General features: G+C 71.1%; 28 protein-coding genes and 1 pseudogene. 16 read left to right on the top strand and 13 right to left on the bottom strand.

What is annotated here, in order from left to right; translation table 11 throughout:
- Nucleotides 1–170: 170 nt before the first annotated feature.
- A complete protein-coding gene (locus KZ829_RS17835) occupies nt 171–1,325 on the bottom strand; it encodes an RCC1 domain-containing protein (protein WP_220145047.1) in 1,155 nt (384 codons plus the stop codon).
- Nucleotides 1,326–1,422: 97 nt separating this feature from the next.
- On the opposite strand from KZ829_RS17835, the gene KZ829_RS17830 reads away from it, so the two are divergent.
- Together KZ829_RS17830 and KZ829_RS43045 are read left to right on the top strand one after the other, a co-directional pair.
- On the top strand, nt 1,423–2,073 hold the full coding sequence (locus KZ829_RS17830) for a pentapeptide repeat-containing protein (protein WP_220145046.1): 651 nt from the start codon (nt 1,423–1,425) through the stop codon (nt 2,071–2,073).
- Between the two features lie 156 nt (nt 2,074–2,229).
- Complete coding sequence (locus KZ829_RS43045; protein ID WP_246635831.1) at nt 2,230–2,868, top strand: hypothetical protein; 639 nt, start codon at nt 2,230–2,232, stop codon at nt 2,866–2,868.
- On the opposite strand, the gene KZ829_RS43040 is transcribed toward KZ829_RS43045, so the two are convergent.
- The 4 genes and pseudogenes from KZ829_RS43040 to KZ829_RS44550 form a co-directional block, all read right to left on the bottom strand.
- Nucleotides 2,859–3,239: an L-asparaginase family protein gene (locus tag KZ829_RS43040; protein ID WP_308285540.1), complete on the bottom strand. Its 381-nt coding sequence runs from the start codon at nt 3,237–3,239 to the stop codon at nt 2,859–2,861. The two genes, KZ829_RS43045 and KZ829_RS43040, sit on opposite strands and share 10 nt — an antisense overlap.
- Before the next feature lie 103 nt (nt 3,240–3,342).
- Nucleotides 3,343–3,555, bottom strand: a pseudogene (locus KZ829_RS44895) (asparaginase); the annotation flags it as partial.
- Between the two features lie 43 nt (nt 3,556–3,598).
- On the bottom strand, nt 3,599–4,237 hold the full coding sequence (locus KZ829_RS17820; RefSeq protein WP_220145045.1) for a response regulator: 639 nt from the start codon (nt 4,235–4,237) through the stop codon (nt 3,599–3,601).
- A gap of 37 nt (nt 4,238–4,274) precedes the next feature.
- Nucleotides 4,275–5,408, bottom strand: a complete 1,134-nt coding sequence (locus KZ829_RS44550; protein ID WP_220145044.1) for a sensor histidine kinase — start codon at nt 5,406–5,408, stop codon at nt 4,275–4,277.
- An 85-nt stretch (nt 5,409–5,493) separates the two neighbouring features.
- Between KZ829_RS44550 and KZ829_RS17810 the strand changes: the two genes are divergently transcribed.
- Nucleotides 5,494–6,147 carry a GAP family protein gene (locus KZ829_RS17810; RefSeq protein ID WP_220145043.1) on the top strand — a complete coding sequence of 218 codons (654 nt, stop codon included), beginning with the start codon at nt 5,494–5,496 and terminating at the stop codon, nt 6,145–6,147.
- Nucleotides 6,148–6,168: 21 nt separating this feature from the next.
- Here the strand turns inward: KZ829_RS17810 and KZ829_RS17805 are convergent, their stop codons facing one another.
- Nucleotides 6,169–7,728 carry an ATP-binding cassette domain-containing protein gene (locus tag KZ829_RS17805; RefSeq protein WP_308285539.1) on the bottom strand — a complete coding sequence of 520 codons (1,560 nt, stop codon included), beginning with the start codon at nt 7,726–7,728 and terminating at the stop codon, nt 6,169–6,171.
- 229 nt (nt 7,729–7,957) lie between these two features.
- Between KZ829_RS17805 and KZ829_RS17800 the strand changes: the two genes are divergently transcribed.
- The 4 genes from KZ829_RS17800 to KZ829_RS17785 are packed head-to-tail and all read left to right on the top strand — an operon-like array spanning nt 7,958 to nt 11,430.
- Complete coding sequence (locus KZ829_RS17800; RefSeq protein ID WP_220145042.1) at nt 7,958–9,025, top strand: TetR family transcriptional regulator; 1,068 nt, start codon at nt 7,958–7,960, stop codon at nt 9,023–9,025.
- Entirely contained in the window at nt 9,022–9,603 is a 582-nt protein-coding gene (locus tag KZ829_RS17795; RefSeq protein WP_220145041.1) for a transcriptional regulator, read from the top strand. Before KZ829_RS17800 ends, KZ829_RS17795 begins: the two co-directional genes overlap by 4 nt.
- Nucleotides 9,600–11,033, top strand: a complete 1,434-nt coding sequence (locus KZ829_RS17790; protein ID WP_220145040.1) for a PEP/pyruvate-binding domain-containing protein — start codon at nt 9,600–9,602, stop codon at nt 11,031–11,033. Before KZ829_RS17795 ends, KZ829_RS17790 begins: the two co-directional genes overlap by 4 nt.
- Before the next feature lie 4 nt (nt 11,034–11,037).
- A complete protein-coding gene (locus KZ829_RS17785) occupies nt 11,038–11,430 on the top strand; it encodes a VOC family protein (protein WP_220145039.1) in 393 nt (130 codons plus the stop codon).
- On the opposite strand, the gene KZ829_RS17780 is transcribed toward KZ829_RS17785, so the two are convergent.
- On the bottom strand, nt 11,421–11,606 hold the full coding sequence (locus tag KZ829_RS17780; RefSeq protein ID WP_220145038.1) for a hypothetical protein: 186 nt from the start codon (nt 11,604–11,606) through the stop codon (nt 11,421–11,423). The genes KZ829_RS17785 and KZ829_RS17780 overlap by 10 nt on opposite strands.
- Nucleotides 11,607–11,627: 21 nt before the next feature.
- Between KZ829_RS17780 and KZ829_RS17775 the strand changes: the two genes are divergently transcribed.
- Complete coding sequence (locus tag KZ829_RS17775; RefSeq protein WP_220145037.1) at nt 11,628–12,347, top strand: aspartate/glutamate racemase family protein; 720 nt, start codon at nt 11,628–11,630, stop codon at nt 12,345–12,347.
- A 37-nt stretch (nt 12,348–12,384) separates the two neighbouring features.
- On the opposite strand, the gene KZ829_RS17770 is transcribed toward KZ829_RS17775, so the two are convergent.
- Nucleotides 12,385–12,765 carry a winged helix-turn-helix transcriptional regulator gene (locus tag KZ829_RS17770; protein ID WP_308285538.1) on the bottom strand — a complete coding sequence of 127 codons (381 nt, stop codon included), beginning with the start codon at nt 12,763–12,765 and terminating at the stop codon, nt 12,385–12,387.
- Between the two features lie 96 nt (nt 12,766–12,861).
- Between KZ829_RS17770 and KZ829_RS17765 the strand changes: the two genes are divergently transcribed.
- The gene (locus KZ829_RS17765; RefSeq protein WP_220145035.1) at nt 12,862–13,209 is read left to right on the top strand and encodes a DoxX family protein; all 348 of its coding nucleotides are present in this window, start codon (nt 12,862–12,864) and stop codon (nt 13,207–13,209) included.
- A gap of 33 nt (nt 13,210–13,242) precedes the next feature.
- Here the strand turns inward: KZ829_RS17765 and KZ829_RS17760 are convergent, their stop codons facing one another.
- Nucleotides 13,243–13,596, bottom strand: coding sequence for an HAD family hydrolase (locus KZ829_RS17760; RefSeq protein WP_220145034.1), 354 nt, complete (start codon nt 13,594–13,596; stop codon nt 13,243–13,245).
- Nucleotides 13,593–13,898, bottom strand: a complete 306-nt coding sequence (locus KZ829_RS17755) for a hypothetical protein (RefSeq protein ID WP_220145033.1) — start codon at nt 13,896–13,898, stop codon at nt 13,593–13,595. Before KZ829_RS17755 ends, KZ829_RS17760 begins: the two co-directional genes overlap by 4 nt.
- Nucleotides 13,899–13,912: 14 nt before the next feature.
- Here KZ829_RS17755 and KZ829_RS17750 point away from each other — a divergent pair, with 14 nt between their 5' ends.
- From KZ829_RS17750 to KZ829_RS17735, 4 genes are all read left to right on the top strand, one after another.
- Entirely contained in the window at nt 13,913–14,437 is a 525-nt protein-coding gene (locus KZ829_RS17750; protein WP_220145032.1) for a hypothetical protein, read from the top strand.
- A gap of 87 nt (nt 14,438–14,524) precedes the next feature.
- A complete protein-coding gene (locus KZ829_RS17745; protein WP_220145031.1) occupies nt 14,525–14,980 on the top strand; it encodes a hypothetical protein in 456 nt (151 codons plus the stop codon).
- Between the two features lie 181 nt (nt 14,981–15,161).
- Nucleotides 15,162–15,941, top strand: a complete 780-nt coding sequence (locus tag KZ829_RS17740) for a hypothetical protein (protein ID WP_220145030.1) — start codon at nt 15,162–15,164, stop codon at nt 15,939–15,941.
- Nucleotides 15,942–15,970: 29 nt separating this feature from the next.
- The gene (locus tag KZ829_RS17735) at nt 15,971–16,390 is read left to right on the top strand and encodes an SRPBCC family protein (protein ID WP_220145029.1); all 420 of its coding nucleotides are present in this window, start codon (nt 15,971–15,973) and stop codon (nt 16,388–16,390) included.
- A gap of 129 nt (nt 16,391–16,519) precedes the next feature.
- Here the strand turns inward: KZ829_RS17735 and KZ829_RS44545 are convergent, their stop codons facing one another.
- Nucleotides 16,520–17,230 carry a GNAT family N-acetyltransferase gene (locus KZ829_RS44545; protein ID WP_220145028.1) on the bottom strand — a complete coding sequence of 237 codons (711 nt, stop codon included), beginning with the start codon at nt 17,228–17,230 and terminating at the stop codon, nt 16,520–16,522.
- Between the two features lie 42 nt (nt 17,231–17,272).
- Here KZ829_RS44545 and KZ829_RS17725 point away from each other — a divergent pair, with 42 nt between their 5' ends.
- The 3 genes from KZ829_RS17725 to KZ829_RS17715 are packed head-to-tail and all read left to right on the top strand — an operon-like array spanning nt 17,273 to nt 20,472.
- A complete protein-coding gene (locus KZ829_RS17725; protein ID WP_220145027.1) occupies nt 17,273–17,944 on the top strand; it encodes a hypothetical protein in 672 nt (223 codons plus the stop codon).
- A gap of 53 nt (nt 17,945–17,997) precedes the next feature.
- The gene (locus KZ829_RS17720) at nt 17,998–19,770 is read left to right on the top strand and encodes a substrate-binding and GGDEF domain-containing protein (RefSeq protein WP_220145026.1); all 1,773 of its coding nucleotides are present in this window, start codon (nt 17,998–18,000) and stop codon (nt 19,768–19,770) included.
- Nucleotides 19,771–19,803: 33 nt separating this feature from the next.
- Nucleotides 19,804–20,472, top strand: coding sequence for a GTP pyrophosphokinase (locus KZ829_RS17715; protein WP_220145025.1), 669 nt, complete (start codon nt 19,804–19,806; stop codon nt 20,470–20,472).
- A 457-nt stretch (nt 20,473–20,929) separates the two neighbouring features.
- Here KZ829_RS17715 and KZ829_RS17710 read toward each other — a convergent pair whose 3' ends face one another.
- Nucleotides 20,930–22,342, bottom strand: a complete 1,413-nt coding sequence (locus tag KZ829_RS17710; protein ID WP_220145024.1) for an RICIN domain-containing protein — start codon at nt 22,340–22,342, stop codon at nt 20,930–20,932.
- Nucleotides 22,343–22,355: 13 nt separating this feature from the next.
- Nucleotides 22,356–23,600: pectinesterase family protein (locus tag KZ829_RS17705; protein WP_220145023.1), on the bottom strand; the 1,245-nt coding region annotated here is incomplete at its 5' end.

The raw sequence follows: 23,600 nt of genomic DNA, 5'->3' as shown, positions 1-23,600 counted from the left end.
ACCTATCCCGATCTTGCCGACCCCTGTCCCGTCAGGGCGGCGGCACGAGGTGCGGGTCACCCGAGAAGACCCATTTCTCGTACGGAAGTGCCCGTCCTCGCCGAAACGTGGCCGTTCCGCCGGTTCGCACCGGGCGCTGCCGGGTCACGGCCGCGACGCGGCCGCCGGGATTACGGGGTGGTCACCGCCACCGGCACCAGCCGGTACGCGTTGGTGCTGTCACCGAGTCGCCCGTTCAGCCCCTCGCCCCAGCAGTAGACCCGAGTTCCGCCGGCCAGCCCGCACGTGTGGCTCTCCCCGGCCGTGAGCTGGGTGAAGGTGACCCCGGCCGGGGCCTTCACCGCGACCGGCGTCAACCGGACGGCCCGGCCGCCGTCGCCCAGTTCGCCGGACCCGCCCTGCCCCCAGCAGTAGGTCCGGGTGTCGCCGCCCAGCCCGCAGGTGTGTCCGCTGCCGGCCGCGAGCCGGGTGAATCTCACCCCGGCGGGGGACTTCACCGGCACCGGCCGGGACCGGTTCGCCGTCCCGCCGTCGCCGAGTTGGCCGGACGTGTCCTGGCCCCAGCAGTACGCCTTGGTGTCCCTGCCCAGCCCACAGGTGTGGTAGCCGCCGGCGGCGATCAGGGTGAAGGTCACCCCGGTAGGGGCCCGCACCACCACCGGCCGGGGCCGGTTGACCGTGCCGCCGTCACCCAGCTGGCCGTAGACGCCGTTGCCCCAGCAGAAGACCCGGCCGTCGACGCCCAGCCCGCACGTGTCGGCGGCACCGGCGCTGAGCTGTGTGAACCGGACCGGAGCCGGCACCACCCCGGGCACGGACCGCCGGCCGAGCCGCCCGTCGCCCAGCTGGCCGTACTCGCCGTTGCCCCAGCAGTAGGCCCGGCCGTCGACGCCCAGCCCGCACGTGTGGTCGTCGCCGGCGGTGAGGTACGTGAACGTGGGCCCCTTCACCGCCGTCGGAACCCGCCGGTCCGCCGTGCCGCCGTAGCCCAGCTGGCCGAGGCGGCCGTCGCCCCAGCAGTAGGCCCGCGAGTCGCGGGCCAGCGCGCACGTGTGCCCGTCACCCGCGGTGATCTGGGTGAAGACGATCCCGGCGGGCGTCTTCACGGCGATCGGGCGGGACCGGTTGGCGGTGCCACTGTGCCCCAGCTGACCCTCGTAGTTGTAGCCCCAGCAGTAGGCCCTCCCCGCGGCGTCCAGCATGCACGTGTGGGCGTTCCCCGCGGCCAGCCGGGCGGGGCCGTCCGGTCCCGGGCCGGTGGCCGGTGCCACCGTCGCCGCCAGCAGGGTCAGGGTCCCGATCAGGGCCATGGTCGTCGTCAGCACAGGATCGACCCGATCACGACCCGCGGCCACCGGACCGGCACCCGAAGAACTTCCACCTGTGTGGGTGCCGGATTCCGGCTGCTCGTAGGGTTTCGGGGTGCCCCGCACCTCACCGCCACGCCCACCGGTCCCACCCGCCGAGACGGCCGCGGCCGGGCCCGATCTGGAGTCCGAGGGCCTCTACGAGCGCCTGGTCTTCGACGACGCCGACCTGATCGGCCGGTTCGCCCAGTCGGTGGAGTTCGCGCAGTGCCGCTTCCGGGCGGCCCGTCTGGCGGGATCGGCCCTTCCGAGGGCCCGGTTCACCGACTGCCTGATCGAACGCTCCGACTTCTCGAACCTGCGCATCGAGAACGGCTCGGCCGAGCGCGTGGCCGCCCGCGACTGCCGGATGACCGGCCTGGCCTGCAACGGCGCCGTCCTGCGGGACGTCACGTTCACCGACTGCAAACTCGACCTGACCAACTGGCGTGCCGCCCGCCTGGACGCGGCCGCGTTCACCGGCTGCAACCTGTCCGGTGCCGACTTCACCGGCACCGACCTGCGTGGCGCCCACTTCACCGACTGCGACCTGACCGGCGCCCAGTTCAGCGGCGCGACCATGCGCGGCGCCCGCTTCCAGCACTGCGACCTGTCCGGCATCGGCGGCATCACCAGCTGGCAGGGCGCCATCATCCACCCCGGCGACCTTTTGGCCCTCTCCTACACGCTGGCCGGAGCCCTCGGCATCATCGTCGAGAAGAACTGAATCAGAACCCCTCCCTCAACACGCCCGGGCAGCGGTGGAAGATCGATGTACGGCATCGCGTCCGGCGCCGTTACCGACCTGTGACTCAGGATCGCGAACCGGGTCGCAGGTGGCGGCATCGCACCTCATGACGAACAGACAGAGAGGTTGACGGAGATGCGACGCACGATCCTGGTTCTCGCGACGGCCGCCGGTGTGGCCGCCTCCGCCGGTTGCGCAGGCTCACCGCAGCGGTTGGACGGCCAGGCCTCACCGGCGGGCGCGGCCACCCCGGCGCCGCCGTCGGCCACCACAGCGGCCCCGGCGGTCTCCCCGAGTGTCACGCCGTCGTCGGCGTCACCGAAACCGTCGAAGGCTTCCCGCACGCCCACGACGCCGGTGTTCGGTCCCACCGGCTTCGGGAAGCTGCGGATCGGCATGTCGATCAAGGCGGCCGCGGCGACCGGCGAGGTCGACGCCACCGGAACCGGTTGTGGATCGGCACCGTTGAAGTCCGCGAACGACGCGGATGTCACCGTCGTCTACTCGGACAAGGGCCTGCTCCACATTCCCGCGTACGGCCGGATCGCCACCCCCGAGGGCATCCGGATCGGCAGCACATATGAGCAGGTGGACCGGGCCTACTCCGACTTCGTCCTGCGCGCCATCGACGCCGAGGGCGGCTTCAACGGCAACGGGACCGCCTTTGCCGGGGAGAAGGACGGGCACGACGGCGTTCACTACCGGTTCGCCTTCAAGGACAGCAAGGTCGCCGAGCTGGCTCTCGAACACGACGACCAGAACTGCTACGAGTGAGTGAAGGCCGCCGGGATGTCGGGATGGCCAGCGGTGAGCAGGATCTGGAGGAGAAGCCGGGCCTTGTACGGGTCGAGGAACCCGGCCGGGATCAGCCCACGGGCGATCAGGTCGCGTTCCGCGCCGGGGTAGCCGTAGGTGCTGGTCGCGACGCGGCCGCCGCCGGTGCGGGAGGCCAGGACCACGGGGATGTGGCGGGCGGCCGCTTCCAGGTGGGGCACCCACGACTCGGGCACGTGCCCGACCCCGAGCGCGGCGATCACCAGCCCGTCGGAGCGTTCGGCGAGCAGCGGGAGCAGGCTGCCGTCGTCGCCGAGGGTGGCCGTGCAGAGGGTGACCCGGGCGGGTGCGGCGAGCGACTCGACCGGCACGGTGTGGCGGCGGGCCGGACGGTTGAGCAGGTGGGCTCGGTTCGTCGCCGGTGTGGAGCAGGCTCAGCGCGTACGCCGTCTCCTCGATCGTGTCCGTGCCCTGGGTGACCACCGCGCCGGCCGCGCCCGCCGCGAAGCTCTCCCGGAGCAGCGAGAGAAGCTCGCCGAGGTCGCCGAGCGTCAGCGCGGCGCCCGGCCGGTTGCGGAACGACCGCACGTCCAGCTCGATGCCGGTCTCCGACAGCCCCGGCACGGCCTCGACCAGCTCGGGCGCGGAGAGTGTGGGAGCCACTCCCCCGTCCCGATGCCCGGTCATCGCGATGGTCCCACCCAGTCCGGCGACGACGATCCTCATGGGATCAGGCTATGCCGGCCTCCTTGGCGAGGATCGCGGCCTGTACGCGCGAGGTGCAGCCGAGTTTCGCCAGGACCCGGGAGACGTGGGTCTTGGCGGTGGCCTCGGTGATGGCGAGTTCGGTGGCGAGGTCGGCGTTGGACAGCCCACGCCCGAGGGCGGCCAGGACGTCGCGTTCCCGGCCGGTCAGGTGGTCGAGGGCGGCCGGGGCGGTGGTCGGCGCCGGGGTCTCGGCGAAGGCGCTGAGCAGGCGGCGGGTCACCTCCGGCGCGAGGATGCCGTCACCGGCGGCGATGCGGCGGACGGCGTCGATCAGGGTGGCCGGTTCGACGGATTTGAGGAGGAATCCGGCGGCCCCGGCCCGGAGCGCGCCGAACAGGTAGTCGTCGAGGTCGAAGGTGGTGAGGACGAGGACGTCGGCGTGCCCGGCCGTGGTGATCTCGCGGGTGGCCCGGATGCCGTCGGTGCCGGGCATGCGGATGTCCATGAGCACCACGTCGGGCCGCAGCGCCGACGCCTGCCGGACGGCCACCGCCCCGTCGGCGGCCTCCCCGACGATCTCGATGTCGGTGGCCTCCTCCAGCATGAGCCGCATGCCGGCCCGTACGGCGGCGTGGTCGTCGGCCAAGAGCACGCGGATCATGAGCGGCCCCGGGAACGGAAGGCCGGCAGCACCCGGATCATGGGTCTCCTCGCAGCGGCAGGGTGGCCCGGACCCGCCAGTGGTCGCCGTCGCGGGCGGCGGTCAGGTCGCCGCCGAGCAGGGTGGCCCGCTCCCGGATCGAGACGAGCCCGGTGCCGGCGCTCAGCGCGTGGTGGTCGACACCGTTCCCACTGGTCAGCGTGTTGGTGATGGTGACCGTCAGCCGGTCGCCGTCGGGCCGCACGTCGAGGGTCACCGGCGATCCGGGGGCGTGTTTGCCGGCGTTGGTGAGCGCTTCGCCGACGATCCGGTAGACGGTCTGCGCCACCACGGCGGGCACCTGCGGGAGGGCCGCGATGTGGGTCTCGACGCGCGGGCCCGCGGCGGCGACCAGGTCGGGCAGCCGGTCGAGGTCGCCGGGCAGGGCCGGGTCTCGGGGTGCCGGGTCGTCGGCCCGCAGCAGCAGGATCATCGACCGCATCTCCTCGAGGGCGGCCAGGCTGCTGGTGCGTACCGCCCGGAGCGCGGCCCGGTCCCGGTCGGTGTCGGGCGCCCGGGCCAGTGCCGCCCCGGAGTGCATGGCCGTGGTGGTGAGGTGGGCCGCGATGACGTCGTGCAGGTCACGGGCCATGGCGGCGCGTTCGGCGACGACCGCCTCGCGGGCCGCGAGTTCGCCGAGCCGCCGCTGCTGGCGGATGTTCCCGGCCCACCACAGTGGTACGTGCAGCAGCGTCACCAGCTGGAAGCAGATGAAGACGGCGACCCGGAACTCCCCGGAGGCGAGCCCACCGACGACGGTCGCCGTGCCGGTGATCACGAACACGGCGGTGGTGAGCGCCTTGCGGGCCCGGTCGGAGGCGAACAGTCCGGCCGAGAACAGCAGGTCGAACTGGACGAGGATGACCCCGACGCTGCCGCCGAGGAGCGCGTCCACGCCCAGGATCACGGTGCCGGCGCCGAGGGCGAGCATCGGGTGGCGGCGTTTGCCCAGCATGACCAGGCAGCCGGCGAACAGGGTGAGGTGGTGCCACGCCGGGGAGAAGTCGGTCGGGATCCGCCACAGGCCGGTGAGGCCGACCAGGTTCAGCAGGACGCCGGCCGCGAACGTGGCCGCCGCGGTGACACGGTCCTGGAACCGCATGTCGTTACGCCACCGTTCTGTCACCCGCACGGTCCCATCCCATCACGGCGGCCGCCGATGTCCGTACATCCTTCGACGGACGCGCGACCGGGCTTCCTGATCGAGAGTCAAGGGCATGGATCTCGCATCACTGGCCGTGCTCGCTCTCATCGACTCGACCAGCTTCGGCACACTGCTCATCCCGATCTGGTTCCTGATCCAGCCGGGACCGGTGCGCGCCGGCCGGGTCCTGCTCTTCCTGGGCACGGTGGCGCTGTTCTACTTCGGCATCGGGGTGGCGGCGGCGCTGGGCGCCGACCGGTTCCTGCCGCAGCTGACCCGGCTGCTGGACAGCCGCCCGGTGCTGTGGGTGCTGCTGGCGATCGGTGCCGGCATGTTCTTCTACAGCTTCCGGATGGACGGCCGGAAGAAGCCGCTGCCCACTCCCCCGCTGGAGGGGAGCCTGCTGCCGCTGGCCGGGCTGGCGCTGGCGGCGGCCGCCGCCGAGGTGACGACGATGCTGCCGTACATCGCGGCGATCGGCCTGATCACCACGTCGTCGATGAACGCCGCGCAGATCACGCTGACGATGGCCGGCTACTGCCTCGTGATGATCATGCCGGCGGTGGCGCTGCTGGGGTTGCGCCTGGCCACCGGCAAGCGGCTCCTGCCGGTGCTGACCAGGTTCAGTGAGTGGCTGGCCCGCAGCGACATGATGGGCTGGGTGGTCGGAATCGTGGGCTTCCTCCTGGCCCGGTACGCGGCCGCCGGGCTGCATCTGATCGGCTGACCCCGGGTGTCTCACCGCAATTCAATCGAGGCTCAACCTTGGCCAGCCGGACAGGTCGGCGAGCAGGCGGCGGTCGTGGGTGGCGACCACGACCGCGGCCGAGGTGCGCTGTAGTGCCGCGGTGAGTTCGTCGACCAGGGCCGCGGACAGGTGGTTGGTCGGCTCGTCGAAGATGATCAGATCCGGTCGTGGGGTCAGTCTCGCCGCCAGGTCGAGGCGGCGCTGCTGGCCCAGCGACAGACGCGACACCGGGGTCCGCCAGGCCTCGGCGTCGAGCAGGCCGGTCGCGTCGGTGGGGCAGATCTGGCGGGCCGTGGCGCCCGGTGGCCAGTCCGGGACCTCCTGTGCGACCAGGGCGATGCTCGCGGCGGGCGACCGGTGGACCGTGCCGGCGGTCGGGGCGAGGCGGCCGGCCAGGACGGCCAGGAGGGTGGACTTGCCGGCGCCGTTCGCGCCGGTGACCACGAGCCGTTGGCCGCCCGCGAGCTCCAGGGTCACCGGCTTCGTCAGGCGGGCGCCCACCCGTACCACCCGGGTGTGAATGATCGGAAGGCCGGGCCGCGTCTCCGGCTCGGGCCACCGCAGAGCCGGCGGGGGTGGCGGCACGGTGATCCGGTGCGCGGCCAGGGCCGCGCGATCGCGGTTCAGCGCCTGCACCACGCCGGGTGTGTGGGACTGGCGTTTGTGCTTGTCGACGCCCTTGTCGGGGCGCCAGCCGGTGGTCAGCCGGGCCCGGGCCCGGTCCACCGCCTGCTCCAGACGGCGGTGCTCGGCCTGCTGCTCCTCGTGCTCCTGCTCCCAGCGCTGCCGGTCGCGGCGGCGGCCGTCCTGCCAGGCGTCGTAGCCCCCGGCGTACCACCGTGGCCGGCCGTCGCTGCCCGGGTCCAGGTCGAGGAACTCCCGGGCCACGTCGCGCAGCAGCTGGCGGTCGTGGCTCACGAGCGCCAGGCCGCCGGGGTGCTCGCGCAGGCGGGTGGTCAGGAAGGCCAGGCCGCCGGCGTCCAGGTGGTTGGTCGGCTCGTCCAGCAGCAGCAGGTCGTGGTGTACGCCGAGCAGGCAGGCCAGCCGCACCCGGTAGCGCTGGCCCACCGAGAGCGTGGACAGCTCGCGGTCGCGGTCGGCGCAGGCGTTCAGCGCCTCCAGTGCGACGTCGACGCGGCGGTCGGCGTCCCACGCGTCCAGCCGGGTGGCCGCCTCCAGCGCTGCCGCGTAGCGGTCGCCGGCGCCCGGGCGGCCCGCGCTCAGGGCGTCGGTGGCTTGATCGAGAGCGGTCAGGGCGGCGTGCGACGCGTGCAGGGCCTCGCCGGTGAGGGTGCCGACCGTCCGGCCGGGGCCGGACGCCAGCGCCTGCGCCGCGAGGCCGATGGCGCCGACCCGGTGCACGGTGCCGGCGTCCGGGGTGAGCAGGCCGGCCAGGACGTGCAGCAGGGTGGTCTTGCCGCGGCCGTTCTCGCCGACGATCGCCAGGCGGGACCGGGTGGAGACGGTGACCGAGACGTGGTCGAGGATCCGGCGGGCGCCGAGGGTGACGGTGATGTCGCCGGCGCGCAGTTGGGCGGCCGTGCGGGTTTCCAGGGACACGGGGTTGCTCCGCAGCTCTCGAAGAGGAGCCGGGTAGCCGGAGAGGGCCGCCCGGCAGGACGCCGAGACGGCGGGCATGGTGCAGGTCGCGCCGCCGTCAGCGGCGGATCCGCAACCTCATGAAAGCGATCCCTGTGTGCATGCGGCCAGGCTAGCGGGGCGCCGGGCCCGGCCGCCAACCATTTTTCGGATGCTCCCATCATCGGGATGGCGTGAGTATGCTGATGGCATGGTTCGGTTGACGCGGGCGCAGCAGCAGGCACGCACCCGGGCCGCGGTGCTGAGCGCCGCGGTGTCGGAGTTCGAGGAGCACGGTTATGCGGAGGCGAAGGTCGACCGGATCGCGGAGCGGGCCGAGTTGACCCGCGGGGCGGTGTATTCGAACTTTGCCAGCAAGCGGTCGCTCTATCTGGCGGTGCTGCTCGACGAGTGGCCGCATCGGCCGATCACCGGCGCCTCGCCGTCCTCCGCACCGGCATTCGGTGTCGCCGCGGCGGCTGAGGCTTTCGCACGGGTCTGGCTGGAGCGGTTGCCGATGACCGGGGACACGGCCGCCGGGGCGCGGTTGCGGGCGCGATCGGTGGCCGGGGTGTTCGACGACGAGCCGGGGCGACGGGTGCTCGGTGAGCTCACCCGCCTGGAGGGGCTCCTCCTCGGGCTGGCGCTGGAGTCCTGCCTGCCGCCGGGAGGGCGGCGGGTGCGGCTCGCCGAGATGATCCTCACCCTGCTGCACGGGGCCGACCACCTGGCCGAGTCCGCGCCCGGGTTCGGGGACCCGTTCGACCTGGCGCGCGCCTGCGGTCACCTCACATCGATCTCGCTGCACGATGAGTGGGATCCGCCGCACCTGCCGTTCATCCCGGCGGCGCGGGCCTGCGACGACCGGTGGGAGCCACCCGAGGAGGTCGACGACGGGGTGCTCGTGGTGCTCGGCGCCCGGCGGCTCGGTGCGGCCGAGGAGGCGGTGCGGGCCGTGTCCCGGGCCGCTTCCTCCGATGCGGACGCCGCCTCCGCCGCCGCCGACAACGTCACCATCGCGGCCGTGACCAGCGATCCCGCCGAGATCGGGGCGCTCGTGCGGCTGCGGGTCAGCGGGATCATGGCCATGCTGCGGCAGATCTTCCCCGGTGGGGTGCGACCACCCGTCCGGATCATCGTCGACGGGGCGGAGGGGTTCGCCCACGCCATCGGGGTTCCGGTGGCCGACGACACGGAGGCCGCGGTGCGGATCCGGGACGGGCGCATCATCGCGCGCGCCGATGGCCGCGGCGCCGGGCACGCGGCGGTGACGGCATGACCGATCTGACGGTGCTGCACACGCTGCGGTGCATGGGATTCACCGACCTCGCCCGGGTGGCGTCGGCCGCCGGGCTGCCGCCGGAGGAGGCCGAGTCACGGTTGATCGACCTTGCGGTCGAAGGGCTCGTCACCCGTACGCCGGGGGCCTTCGGTGGGTGGGGCCTGACCGAGGCCGGCAAGACCGAGGACGCCCGGCTGGTCGCCGAGGAGCTGGACAAGGCGGGTGCTCATGCGGCTGTGACCAGCGCGTACACCGATTTCATGGTCCTGAATCCGGAGTTGATGGACCTGTCCACGGCCTGGCACCTGCGAACCGTCGACGGGGTCGCGGCGGTCAACGACCACACGGACGCGGCCTATGACGCCCGGGTCCTGGCCCGCTTCGCCGACCTGGACCGGCGGGTCTCCCCCGTGTGCGCGGCGCTGACGGCGGCGCTGCCCCGGTTCGGCTCCTACCGGACCCGGCTCAGCACTGCCCTGGCCCGCGGCGATCTGGCGGAGAGCACCGAGTCGTACCACAACGTGTGGTTCCAGCTCCACGAGAATCTGCTGGTCACCCTCGGGATCCCCCGATGAGCGAGATCCACGTCCTCTCTCCGGACCTGGCCCTGGACGCCTCGGTGATCGGCGGAAAGGCTCACGGCCTGGTCACCCTGATGCGGCTCGGGCTGCCCGTGCCGCCCGGCTTCGTCATCCCCACGGCCGCCTGCCGCGTCTTCCTGGAGAACGGCGACCTCCCCCGTGGGGAGCTGGCCGGAGCCGTCCGTGACCTGGAGGCTGTCACCGGCCGCCGCCTCGGCGATCCGGCCCGGCCGTTGCTGGTCTCGGTCCGTTCCGGGGCCGCCGTGTCCATGCCCGGGATGATGGACACCCTGCTCGACGTGAGTTCCACCGGCGACCTGCGCGGGGCGGTGCGGGAGGTGTTCGCCTCGTGGAACGCGCCGCGCGCCGTCACCTACCGGGAGCTGCACGACATCCCGCACGATCAGGGAACCGCGGTGGTGGTGCAGGCGATGGTCCTCGGCGACCGGGACGAGCACAGCGGCAGTGGGGTGGCGTTCAGCCGTGATCCGAGTACCGGGGAGCGGCGGCCCTACGGTGACGTGCTGTTCCGGAGTCAGGGCGACGCCGTGGTCTCCGGGACGGTTCCGACCCTGCCGCTGGACGCCCTGGCCACCCGCGAGCCGACGGTGTGGGCGGGGCTGATGGATGCGCTGGACCGGGTGGAACGCCACTACCGGGACGTGTGCCATGTCGAGTTCACCGTCGAGTCCGGCCGCCTGTGGTTGCTGCAGGTCCGGCCCGGTGGGTTGAGCGGGCGCGCGGCCGTCCGGGTCGCCGTCGACCTCGTGGACGAGGGGTTGATCGACCGGGCCACGGCCGTCCGCCGGATCACACCGGGTCATCTGCGGGCGGCCGCCGTCCCACGAATCCGCGCCGCCGCCTCGCCACCGCCTTCCGCGGATTCCCCATCGTGCGGTGCGGGGCCGGAGATTCTCGCTCGCGGGCTGGGGGCCGGGCCGGGGGTCGCGACCGGCCGGGTGGCGGTCACCGCGGACAGTGCCGTCCGGATGGCGGCCGGCGGGCCGGTCATCCTGGTGCGGCCGCACACGTCGCCGCTCGACCTGCACGGGCTTGCCGCCGCCGCCGGGATCGTCACCACGACCGGCGGCCTGACCAGCCACGCCGCCGTCGTCGCCCGGTCGATGGGCAAACCAGCCGTGGTGGGCGCGGCGGGCCTCGCCGTCCGCATCCACGACGTGGTCGTGAGCGGGCGATCGATTCCGGACGGCACCGACGCCGACCAGACGGCTACGGACCGGCAACCCACTCCCCATGATGATCAGGTCGTCGTGGGCGGGTGGTCCATTCCGGAGGGGGCCGTCATCACCATCGACGGGACCGGGGGTGAGATCGTTCTCGGGGTCGCCGCGACGGTCGCCGGCGACACCGGGCCGCATGTGGATCGGCTGCTCCGCTGGGCCGCCGAATCATCGGTAGCGTGACCGCATGCCGGAGAATCCGCCCGCCGACCGCTGGGCCCGTCACGACTGGTGGGGCGTCGTGCTGGATGCGCCCGATGTGGCCGTCCTCGCCCGCTTCTACTCCGAGCTGCGCGGTTGGGCGATCTGGAAACAGGACGCCACCGGGGCGGCCCTCGACCTGGGTGAGGGCGTCGCCTACCTGAGCATCCAGTACAACCCGGACCATGTGCGGCCCACCTGGCCGGCGGCTGCGGGCCGGCAGCAGATGATGCTGCACCTCGACTTCGAGGTCACCGACCTGGAGGCGGCCGTGGCGCACGCCGTCGGCCTCGGCGCCGAGCTCCCCGGGCATCAGCCACAGGAGAACGTCCGGGTTCTCCTGGACCCGGCCGGGCATCCGTTCTGCCTCTACACCTGAGCGGTCGCCCAGCCGGTCAAGGTGATGATCTCGGTGGCGATGCCGGTGACCTGGCGGCCGCCGGTCAGGACGCGATGGACCCAGGCCGGGGTGTTCTGGTCCAGGTCACGCGCCAGGAGGTCGCTTCGGGAGATGTGGTGCGGCCGATACCAACGACCGAGCCGGAGGAGACGCACGTGCTCGGATAGGGTCGGCGGATGCGTCTGATCGGGCTCCTCGGTGGCATGAGCTGGCAGTCCACCGCCGAGTACTACCGGCTGCTCAACGAGCTGACCCACGAGCGGCTCGGTGGCCTGCACTCGGCGCGCTGCGTGCTGTACTCGGTGGACTTCGCCGCCATCGAGGTCATGCAGGCCGAGGGCCGCTGGGACGAGGCGGGGGCGGCGCTGGGCGAGGCGGCCCGCGCCCTGGAGGCGGCCGGGGCGGACTTCGTCGTGCTGTGCACCAACACGATGCACAAGGTCGCCGACCGGGTGGCGGCCGCCGTCGACATCCCCCTGCTGCACCTGGGTGACACCACGGCCGAGGCGGTGAAGCGGCGGGGCGTGACCACGGTGGGGCTGCTGGGCACCCGCTTCACCATGGCAGAGGACTTCTACCGGGGCCGGCTGGCCGGGCACGGTCTCACGGTGGTGGTGCCGTCCACCGAGGACCAGCGGATCGTGAACGACATCATCTACGACGAGCTCTGCCTGGGCATCGTCAAGCCGGAGTCCCGCGACGCCTACCGCCGGATCATCGGCCGGCTGGTCGACGACGGGGCCGAGGGCGTCATCTACGGCTGCACCGAGATCGAGCTGCTGGTCGGCGAGGACGACAGCGCGGTCCCGGTCTTCCCGACCACCCGGCTGCACTGCGAGGCCGCCCTCGACCACGCGCTGCGACCGGATCCGCCACGGCGTCCGGGCCTGCCCTGAGCAGGTAACCGGCACGGCGCGGCGAGAAGGGGCGCGCTCACGGCGTACCCCTCGAAGGGTTTTGATCGGCTCTTCGGGCCTCGATGCCCGGCACGTGCTCGATGGCCCACGCGGCCAGGGCGAGAGCCGGTGGGATGAGGCTCCTGCCGACCGGGGTGAGGGCGTACTCGACGCGCGGCGGCACCTCGGCGTAGACGGTGCGGGTGACCAGGCCGTCGCGTTCCAGGTTGCGCAGGGTGAGGGTGAGCATGCGCTGGGAGATGCCGGGGACCTGCTGGTGGAGGTCGCCGAAGCGGAGCGTGCCCTGGTCGAGGGTGGCGACGACCAGCAGCGTCCACTTGTTGCAGATCTGGTCGAGGATGGTGCGCAGCGTGCGGCCGCCGTCGCCGCGGATCTTGCAGGTGTGTTCGTAGTCCACCGGTGACAACTCTCTGTGCCTTGGGCACATGCGTGTGCCTTTTGTACGCCTCACTTTAGTACCGCATGATGTGGCTACTTACGAAAGGTAACTCTCATGCGTATCGCGTACTGGGTCGTCGCTGTTCTGCTCGCGGTGTTCTACGCCTACTCGGGCGGCAAGAAGGTCACGCAGAGTCAGGATCAGCTACGGCCGATGATGGGGTGGGTGGATCAGATCCCGATGCGGCTGGTCCGGGTGATCGGGGCGCTGGAGCTGCTGGGGGCGGCCGGGCTGCTGCTGCCGCCGTACCTCGCCATGGCGGCGGCCGTCGGGCTGACGCTTTTGCAGGTGGGTGCGATCATCACGCATCTGCGCCGGGGTGAGGCCCGGCTGATCGGCCTGAACATCGGCCTGCTGGCGTCGTCGGTGGCCACGGCCTGGCTGGCCACCGCCTGGCGGTGAACCGATCGAGGGCGGCGGCCGCGTCGTGGGCGGTCACGGCGTGGCTGGCCACTTCTTGGCGGTGAACCGATTCAAAGCACCCGCCGCGTCGTGGGCGACGTGGGTGGGGCGGTGGCCGGGCGCCGTCCACAGGCGGCCCGCCGAGATCCAGACACTGGGCAGGCCGCAGGCGGCGGCGCCGGCGATGTCGGCGTGCGGGGAATCGCCGATCACCCAGGCGTCGCCCAGCGGGAGCCCGGCGACGGCGGCCGCGGCGTGGAAGATCTCTGGGGCGGGCTTCTTGTGGCCGGCCGCCTCGGAGACGACCCAGCCGTCGACCAGCCGGTCCAGACCGGCGTTGCGGATCTTGGCCGCCTGCTGGCCGGTGCGGCCGTTGGTGACGATCACGCAGGTCCAGCCGGCGGCCGGACGGCCGTGAGGGCATCGGCGATGGCCGGGACGAGAACGACACGGTCGGCGCCGCCGGTGTCCAGCAGGGCGCGGACCGCGGCGCCGGGGACGCCGTACCGGTTGACCATGGCGGTGCCGACCTCGCCGCGGGGCGTGTATCCGCTGGCGTCCACACCCATCAGCCAGGAAAGATCACCGGCGGGAAGCCCATGTGCCGCCAGGAACGCGCCAGCCGCCTCCCGGAAAGCGGCGTCCCGGTCGATCAGGGTGTTGTCGAGATCCACCAGCAGCAATGTCACGTAGGGAGTAGACCATGGAGCTGCGGCACGACGACTTTCACGCGGTGCCGCTGACCACGGCGCTGGTGGAGCTGGACTATGCCGCCTACATGGCCAGCCCGGACGTGATCCGTGGGCACAGTGACGGTCGCTGGCCGGTCGACGGGTTCACCCTCGAACAGGACCTCGCGCAGCTCGCCCGGCACGAGGAGGATCACCGGGCCGGGCGGGCGCACGCGTTCGCGCTGCTCGATCCGGCACACGCCGTGTCACTGGGCTGCCTCTATCTGAACCCGATGCGCGAGCGCCTGCGGGACTGTTTCCCGGAGGGCGCGCCGATGGTCACGTTCTGGATCCGGCAGGACCGCGAGGATCTCACCGCGACGGTCGCCCGCGCGGTCCACGACTGGTTGCTCACCGCGTGGCCGTTTCCGGCGCACGTCTTCCGGATCCTGCCGGGCGAGCACGCCTCGCGCGTCGCCCTCGCGGGGCTCGGACTGCGCGGGCGGGTGCTGTCCCCGGCCTTGGAGCCGCGGCCCCATCTCTGGTTCCAGGCTTGATCGTACGTGTTGAGCGTACTTGACGGTTGAGTTGATCATGGGCAGCATTGACCGTCCTGACGTGCACGAAATCGAGGCTGAACACTGTTGAAGGCGTACCCGCTCGCTCTCGTCCCACTGGTCCCCGCCGTGCCCGTCGCCACCTGGTGGCTGGTCGGCGACCTGACCGAAACCGCCGGCGACATCGTCCTGGACTACGCCTACCAGCCGGTCACGTTCGGTGAGGCCGGCGACGTGATCCTCGGCGTCGTGGCGTTCCTGACGGCGCTGGCCGCGCTCGGCGTCCTGATCCACGGCACGGTCACCGGGCGGATGCACCACGCCTGGTGGGGTGTCGCGGTGTCGATCCTCGCGATCGGCGCCTACCTCGGCTGGGCCGAGCGGATCTGGACGGCCGGGGTGATCGGCGCCAACATCGGCGTCGGCCTGACCTTCCTGTTCGGGGTGCCGTTCGCCGTCACGTTCCTGCTGCCGTCGGTGTGGTCGCTGGTGGTCCTGCGCCGTGCCCGGCGCACCGAGCCGGAGCCGGCCGCGCGCTCGTGAGGCCGCCCGGCTGACCGTTCGCGGTCACGCTGATCCCGCTCTTCCTGGCTGCGGCGGTCGGCTGCCGCGCCGGCTGTTCGGCGACCAGACCGATACGGGGCCGGTGGTCGCCGGCCGAGCACGCCGTCGAGACGCGGGCCGGTTCGCGCGCTGCACCCCGTACCCAATTATGATCTTGATTTTGCCGATGGGCCTGGGGGTGCTCGTGCGGATCGGGATCGCGCTTTCCATGGTGGGTCTGCTGGCCGGATGCACGGCGCAGGTCCCGCCCGAGCCGCGGGTGGGCGCCTCGCCGGTTCCGGACCCGGCCGTCCGCCAGGAACTGCTGGCGGCGATCCCCGACATGGCCGACGGCGCCTACGCCTTCCGGATCAGTGGGCCCGGCGCTCCGGTGTCCGGGGTGCTCTCCGACCTGGACAGCGTCATGCAGGTCACGCAGCAGCGGACCGTACCGGGACGCGACCTGCGGATGACCGTGACCGCGCGCCGGGTCGGCTCCCCGGTGTGGGTGCGGGTGGCGCTGGAGCCGGCGTCGTGGCACCGCCGGCTCGGCGTGCCCACCGGCTGGACGGCGATCGACCAGAACCGGCTGCCGGCCGAGAAGCTCTTCCCGGTGCTGGTGGACAGTGACGGCGGAGACGTCGCGGAGATCCGGGACACGGTGAAGTTCGCGACCGATGTCCGGGAGGCGGCGCCGGGCCGGTTCACGGGCACCGTCGATCTGCGCACCGTGGACCGCACCGACTCGATCGTGCCGCGTGACGTCGTCGACCGGCTGGGCGAGCGGGCCGCCGAGGTGCCGTTCGAGGTGACCGTCACCGGCGGTGTGGCGTCCGGGATGACCGTGACGCTGCCGGACGGTGTCGTCTACCGGGTGGAGTACTCCGGCTTCGGATCCACCACGGTGCCCGGGAAGATCAATGCGGGGCGGGCGCCGAAGAGCCTCTACGCGTTGCTGTGACGGCCGCCCGGCCCGATTAGGGTTGGCCGGTGGCTACCGTACGCGTCGACACCGTCCTTTCCGTTCCGGTTCAGCAGGTGTGGGAGGCGGTCGCCGACGTCGGTGCGGTGCACCGGCGGATGCTGCCGGGCCGGGTGCTGAACACGCGGCTCGACGGCGACCATCGGATTCTGACCATGCCGGACGGTGTGGAGGTCCGCGAGCTGATCGTCGCCGTCGACCACGAGTTACGGCGGATGGCGTACACCGTGGTCGAGGGCCAGCGGATGCCGCTCACCTACCATCACGCGTCGTTCCAGGTGTTCGAGGACGAGGCCGGCAGCCGCCTGGTGTGGCAGACCGACGTGCTGCCGCACGCCATGGCCGCGCACGTCCGCCCCCGGGTGGAGGTCGGTATCCGGGAGATCCGCGACGTCATCGAAGCGGCCGCCCTGAGCCCACAAATCTGAGGACCGGCTGGATGAGATCAGCTGTTCGGCCGGCCACCCACTCACGCCCGGCGGGCGCGGCACGGTCCGGTGTGGCAGGGGCTCGCGGGTATTGCGGATCGGGTTCGCGTAGCCCGTACGAAACAGGGTTCAAAGGATGCGGTAGTGATAGCTGTGGGAGTGTGTGAAACCGGCGGCCTCGTAGAGGCGTCTTGCCAGGTCGTTGTCGGTTTCGACCTGTAGGTAGAGGGTGCGGGCGCCGCGGGTCGTGGACCAGGCGGCGCCGGCGTGGAGGATGGCGGCGGCGTAGCCGCGGCGGCGATGGGCCGGGGCGGTGGCCATGCAGAACACGCCGGTGAGGCCGTCGCCGGCGACGAAGAGGCCGAACGCCGCGATCTCGCCATCGACGGTGATGCTCGCGAAGCCGGTGGGGGCCGTGATGCGGGACAGGACGAGGTCGCTGACCTCGGCGGAGCCGTAGGCGGCGCGCCACGCGGGGGTCAGTTCCGGCGTGATCTCCACCGGTGTCACCGGTGTGAGGCGGTCGGTGATCGTGGCCGCTGAGGCGGTCATGACCAGCGTGGGCGCGTCGTGGCGGTAACCGCGATCCGCCAGTGCGGCATCCAGCGCGGCGTGTTCCTCGGCGGGGCTCACCTGGACGGTGACCGCCGCGCCGCGGGAGCGGTAGTAGGACTCGACCGCGTCGATGGACCGTTCCGGGTGACGGTCGGCGGCCGGCGGAAGAGCGGCGTTGTTGCGGCGCCTGGTCACGCCGGGGGTGTGCCGCAGCAGCCAACCGCCGGTCCGCTCGGTGTCGATGGCGGGCCAGGCCGTGACGGCATGCTGTTCGATCTTGATCACTTGAACACCGTAATCGTTTGCGGCATCGGCTACCTTGAGCACGTGCCGAACGTCGATCAGTCCCGCGAGTCCGACCTTCCGTGGTTCCTCTGGCCGATCCGGGCGGTCGCCATCATCGTGGTGCTGCCGTTCCGCCTGCTGTTCGAAGCGCTCGCCTACCTGATGACGCCGGTCGTCTGGCTGTGGCGTCATCTCGTGGTCATCCCGCTCGCGTGGCTGTGGCGTCATCTCGTGGTGATTCCGCTGGCATGGCTGTGGCGGGCCGTGCTCGCGCCGGTGCTGCGCTGGGTGGGCAACGGCCTGATGACCGTTTTCGCGTGGATCCTCGCGGTGCTGGCCGTGCCGCTGCGGTGGCTGTGGCGCACCGTGATCGTGCCGGTCGCGGAGGCGTTCTACCGCTGGGTGCTGCGGCCCATCGGGATCGCGATCACGGTGAGCCTGCAATTCGTGTGGCGGTGGGTGCTGGCCCCGGTGGGCCGGGCGCTGCTGTGGTTCCTCAAGACCGGCTGGGACGGGGCCTACCGATTCGTGCTGCGACCGATCGGGATCGTGATCCGGTTCGTCTGGCGCTGGACGTTCGGGCTGCTGTTCCAGGGCGTGGCGTGGGTGTGGCGCGCCATCGTGGCCCCGGCCGGGCGCTGGGTGCGCGACGAGATCCTGCGACCCGCGGGTGCGGCGGTGCGTTCCGTGCTGTCGGCGCTCGGTCTGCGCTGACCATCGTCCTGACCTGGTCATGAGCCCGCGCGGTTTGCGGAATCATGGGCGGTGTGAGTGGGCGTGTGTTCGGGATTCTCTCGCCGTTCGTCGGCGGCGACTACTACGGTGCGATCATCGAGGGGGTCAACACGGCTGCGGTGGCCGCCGGCGACCGGGTGATGGCGATACAGACCCTCAACCCGGGTTCGCACAGCGCCGACCGCAGCGGTCTGCCCGATTTCGATCGGCCGCTGGCGTGGCGGCACCTGTCCGGGCTGGTGGTCCTGCCGGGCGCTGTCGCGACCGGCTACGCCAAGCGCGCCCAGCAGGCCGGGCTTCCGGTGGTCTTCGTGGCACAGGACGCGCCGGCGTCGTCGGTGGTCCTGGCCGATAACCGCAGCGGGGTACGGGACGCCGTCACGCATCTGATCGAACACGGTCACGAGCGGATCGCGTTCGCCGGCTATCTGGCGCACTTCGACCTGCGGGAACGGCATGCCGGGTACGCGGAGGCGCTCACCGCACACGGTCTGGAGCCGCTGGTGATGGACACCGGCGACAACCACGAGAGCGGCGGGGAGGCCGTCGCCGACCTGCTGATCCGGGCCGGGATGCCGGTGTCGGCGATCGTGCTGGGCACCGACCGGAACGCGATCGGGTTGATCGGGCGGATGCGGGCGGCCGGATACGCCGTGCCCGGTGACCTGTCGGTGATCGGGTTCGACGACATCGCCGACGCGGCCTACCTGCGGCCGGCGCTGTGCAGCGTGCGGCAGCCGCTCGACGAGCTGGGCGGGGCGGTGTACGAGCTGATGGATCAGCCGGTCTCCCGCCGCGAAGTGCCGACGGTTTTCGTGAAGCGGGAGTCGTGCGGCTGCTCGGGTGACGGTCTGCAGGTGTCCGAGGCCCACACCCGGGCACTGTTCCAGCAGGTCAGCTACCTCCAGGAGACGTTGAACATCCAGTACGAGCTGGGTGTGGCGCTGCTCGGCCCCCAGGACCGGGACCCGCGGGACCTGGCCTGGCTGGAACTGACCCCGGCGACGGCCGGATGCCTCGGCCTGTGGCATCCGGACCTTCCGGACACGCTGCATGTGCGAGGCGGATTCCGGTTCCCGGCCGGCGGCGTCCTCCCGGTGGATGAATTCCCGCCCGCGGACCTGTTCGAACGGGCCTACGGCGCGAATGGGGAGATCGTGTTCGTGGTGCCGGTCCGGACCCCGGCACAGGACTGGGGCATGCTGGCGGCGGTCGGCCGGATCCAGTCGACCACCCCGCCGGGCCGGGAGATGATGAACCACTCCGGATCGTTGCTGGCCAAGGCGCTGGACTACGGGGTGATGCAGGAGAAGCTGCGGCAGGCGGCGCTGCGTGATCATCTGACCGGGCTGCCGAACCGGGTGCTGCTGGAGGACCGGATGGCGCAGGCGGAACGGCGGGCGGCCCGGGAGGCGGGATACCGGTTCGCTATCCTGCTGCTCGACCTGGACGGGTTCAAGGCGGTGAACGACACCCACGGTCACGCGATCGGCGACCAGCTGCTGATACAGGTCGCGCGGCGGCTGACCGGGCGGTTGCGGCGCACCGATACGGTGGCCCGGCTGGGTGGGGACGAGTTCGTCGTACTGATCGACGGGGTGTCCGGGTCGGGTGGGACTCACGAGGTCATCGCCGCGATCAAGGCCACCGTGACAGAACCGTTCACCCTCGACGGGCACGTCGTCGAGGTGGGTCTGAGCATCGGGGCGGCGATCTCCGGCGACGGCACCTCGGACCCCGACCATCTGCTCCGCGAGGCGGACGCCGCCATGTACCGGGCGAAGTCCGTGGCGCGGCAGCGCTGACGTGCCGCTATCGGTAGAGAGAGATGCGACGTGATGACCGATCATCCCGGACAGATCGCCCACCGGGTCCATCATCCCGAGACGTGGCACGAGCAGCTCACCGATCTCAACCACTTCCTCATGGTGTACAAGTTCGGGCTGGCCGAGATCAACACGAAGATCACCATCCTGGCCGAGGAACTCACCCATCGCGGCAGCAGCAACCCGATCGAGCACGTGCTGCCGCGGCTGAAGACGCCGGCCAGCATCACGGCGAAGGCCCGGCGGCTGGGCTGCTCGCTCACCTTCGACGACCTACGTGACAAGATCCGGGACATCGCCGGAATCCGGATCGTGTGCAGTTTCGTGTCGGACGTCTACACGGTGGCGAAGATGTTGACCCGTCAGCCGGACGTCCACCTGGTCGTCGAGAAGGACTACATCGCCAACCCGAAACCCAACGGGTACCGCAGCCTGCACCTGATCGTGGAGGTCCCGGTCTTCATGTCGGACCGGGTGGTGGCGGTGCCGGTCGAGGTGCAGCTACGGACCGTGGCGATGGATTTCTGGGCCACCCTGGAACACAAGATCTACTACAAGCACGATCCGGACGTGGTGCCGCCGCGGCTGCGTGACGAGCTGACCGCGGCGGCTGAGGACGCGGCCCGGCTCGATCTGCGCATGGAGCGGCTGCATCGCGAGATCCACGGGCCCCGGCATTAGCGAGCCGGCCCGCGGATCGTGGGTTCCACGGGCCGGCTCTGGAACGAGCCGGCCCATGGCTCGTAGGTCCGTGGGCCGGCTCGGGGTCTACCTGGGCCAGCGGGACCGTAGGTCCGCGGGCCAGGGCCGGGGTCTACCTGGACCAGCGGGACCGTAGGTCCGCGGGCCAGGGCCGGGGTCTACCTGGACCAGCGGGACCGTAGGTCCGCGGGCCAGGGCCGGGGTCTACCTGGACCAGCGGGACCGTAGGTCCGCGGGCCAGGGCCGGGGTCTACCTGGACCAGCGGGACCGTAGGTCCGCGGGCCAGGGCCGGGGTCTACCTGGACCAGCGGGACCGTAGGTCCGCGGGCCAGGGCCGGGGTCTACCTGGACCAGCGGGACCGTAGGTCCGCGGGCCAGGGCCGGGGTCTACCTGGACCTGCGGGACCGTAGGCCAGGGTCGGGTGACCGGGTCGTTCAGGTTCCGATGTTGGGCTGCGGGCCGGCGTAGGTCCGCAGCATGGTGGGCACGTCGGCGGCGGCGTCGAGGGTGTAGGAGTAGAAGCTCGCCGGGGTGAAGGCCGACCCGAGGGTGGTCTGCTTGCCGGTGCAGTTGACCAGGATGCTGCCGGACTGGCGCAGTTGTGCCGTGGAGTCCGGGTAGAAGGGGTCCTTCACCCCCTCGAAGTAGCTGTTCTCCAGGACCATCTTGGTGGCGCCGCGTGAGTAGTTGCCGTAGCCGCTGACGGTCTGCAGGTAGTTGTTGTAGAGGTGGGCGTAGGCGACGTTGTCGGTGCTGGGGTTGCGCTGGCCGGTGTGGTGGATCCAGTTGTGGTGGATCGTCATCCGGGCCGTGACGTTGTCGGTCCAGCCGATGCCGAAGGCCTTGTTGCCGTCGGCGAGGACGTTCCAGGACACGGTCAGGTAGCTGGTGTCCTTGCGGGAGTCGATCAGGCCGTCGTTCATGCGGGTGATGAGGTTGTGGTCGATCCAGATGTGGTCGGCGGTGTCCATCTGGATGCCGTCGTAGTCGTAGACGTCGTCGCCCGGGTCGTCGTCGGCCATCCGGGTGTCGCGGATGGTCAGGTTCCGGATGATCACGTTGCGGGTGCCGGCGCCGAGGAAGAAGCCGCCGCCGACGATCTGTCCGCTCGTGCCGACGCCGACGATCGTCTTGTCGGAGGTCACCGGGATCTCGGTGCCGATCGGGCTGATAGTGATGGCCGCGGCGACCCGGATCACGTAGGAGCCGGACGCGGCGGCATATCGGCTCAGGTCGGCCTGGGTGGAGACGGTGACCGTGGTGCCGCCCGCTCCCCCGGTGGTGCCGCCGCCGGTCGAGGCGAAGCCGTCCGGGGCCGACGGCCAGGTGCGTGCGCTCGTGGAGACGAAGCCCCACTGCTTGTTGGTGTTGGCGGTGCACGTCTCCTGGATGATCGCCCCACCCGACGAGGTGGAGGCGTCCTTGTCCGACATGCACAGGCCACTGTTCACATTGACGACCTGATACGTGTTGGATCCACTCAACACCAGACGCCACTGTTGATTGGCTTGACTGGATACACACGTGTACTGCTGCAGTTGAGTGCCGGACGTCGTCGACCAGCCCGGCACGTCAACACACTTGCCACTGTTGACGTTCTTGATCAAGTAATTCGAACCCGAAGCGACCAGCGTGAACTGCTGCCACGTGGAGTTGACGGTGCAACCCCACTGCTGCAACAGGGCACCGTTGGCCGTCGACGCGCCCGGCACATCCAGGCACATGCCGGATTTGGTCACCTTGAGCTGGTAGACGACACCCGTTGCCGGGGCGGCCTGGGCCGGCGAGGGGCCGAGACCGATCAGTACGGACGCCGCCATCAACACGGTCGCGAAGAACCTGCGCATGATCACTCCCTTCTCATCCGACCGGGTTCCAGCCGTCGGTGCCGGCCAGGTATTTCTGCGGGGTGTAGTTGGCCGCGGTGGCGTCGCTCATCTGCGGCCGGTTGCCGTTGACCGTGGCGCCGGATCCGGTGTTCTTGTATTCGAAGAACCGGGCGTTGGTCCACACGTTGGAGGACATGTTGATCCACGGCTGGGCGGTGGCGATGGTGGCGCTCAGGCTGGTCTCCCGGTAGAGGACCTGGGCGTCCGGCCCCCACGGGCGGCCGAGCTGCGTGGTGTTGCTGGTCGCGCCGGTGACCGTGCACCGGTAGAAGAGGAATCCGTAGGCGTTGGCGGCGTCGGTCCGGGCCGCCGTGATCGGGCCGCCGGTGCTGCGTTTCTGGTAGACGGCGGTGTTCTGGAAGACGGCCGTGCCGCTGCCGAAGATGAAGTCGACGGTGCCCTCGACGTAACTGTTCCTCACGTAGTGCCGGTAGTTGTTGACCAGCAGCGTGTCCTGGGCGCCGAGGAAGCGGACGTTGTCGAAGACCGACCGGTCGCCGTTGAGGTTGGCGGCGACGGCCTGGCTGCCCTCACCGTAGTCGTTGGAGATGGTCAGGTTGATGGCGGCGAAGTTCGCGCCGTTGACGAAGACGGTGGCGCTGCCCGAGGTGCCCCAGCCGCCGGCCGAGCTGTGGTTGTTGACGATCACCGTCTGGCCGGGGGCGCCGCCGAGGCCCTGGAGGGTGACGTAGGGCTTGTTCGACGGGACGGTGACGATCTCGCGGTAGGTGCCCGGGGCGATCGTGATGACGCGACGGGTGGTGTTGTTGGCCGGGACGGCGTCGACGGCGGCCTGCACGGTCGTGTATTGACCGCTGCCGTCGGCCGCGACCGTCGCACCGGCCGTGCTGGTGGTGACGAAGCCCCACTGCTTGTTGGTGTTGGCGGTGCACGTCTCCTGGATGATCGCCCCACCCGACGAGGTGGAGGCGTCCTTGTCCGACATGCACAGGCCACTGTTCACATTGACGACCTGATACGTGTTGGATCCACTCAACACCAGACGCCACTGTTGATTGGCTTGACTGGATACACACGTGTACTGCTGCAGTTGAGTGCCGGACGTCGTCGACCAGCCCGGCACGTCAACACACTTGCCACTGTTGACGTTCTTGATCAAGTAATTCGAACCCGAAGCGACCAGCGTGAACTGCTGCCACGTGGAGTTGACGGTGCAACCCCACTGCTGCAACAGGGCACCGTTGGCCGTCGACGC

The sequence above is a fragment of the Actinoplanes hulinensis genome, assembly GCF_019429605.1.
In the GTDB taxonomy this organism is placed as follows: Bacteria; Actinomycetota; Actinomycetes; order Mycobacteriales; family Micromonosporaceae; genus Actinoplanes; species Actinoplanes campanulatus.
Note: the sequence above shows the minus strand (reverse complement) of the source record. Positions and strands in the feature narration are given on the sequence as shown.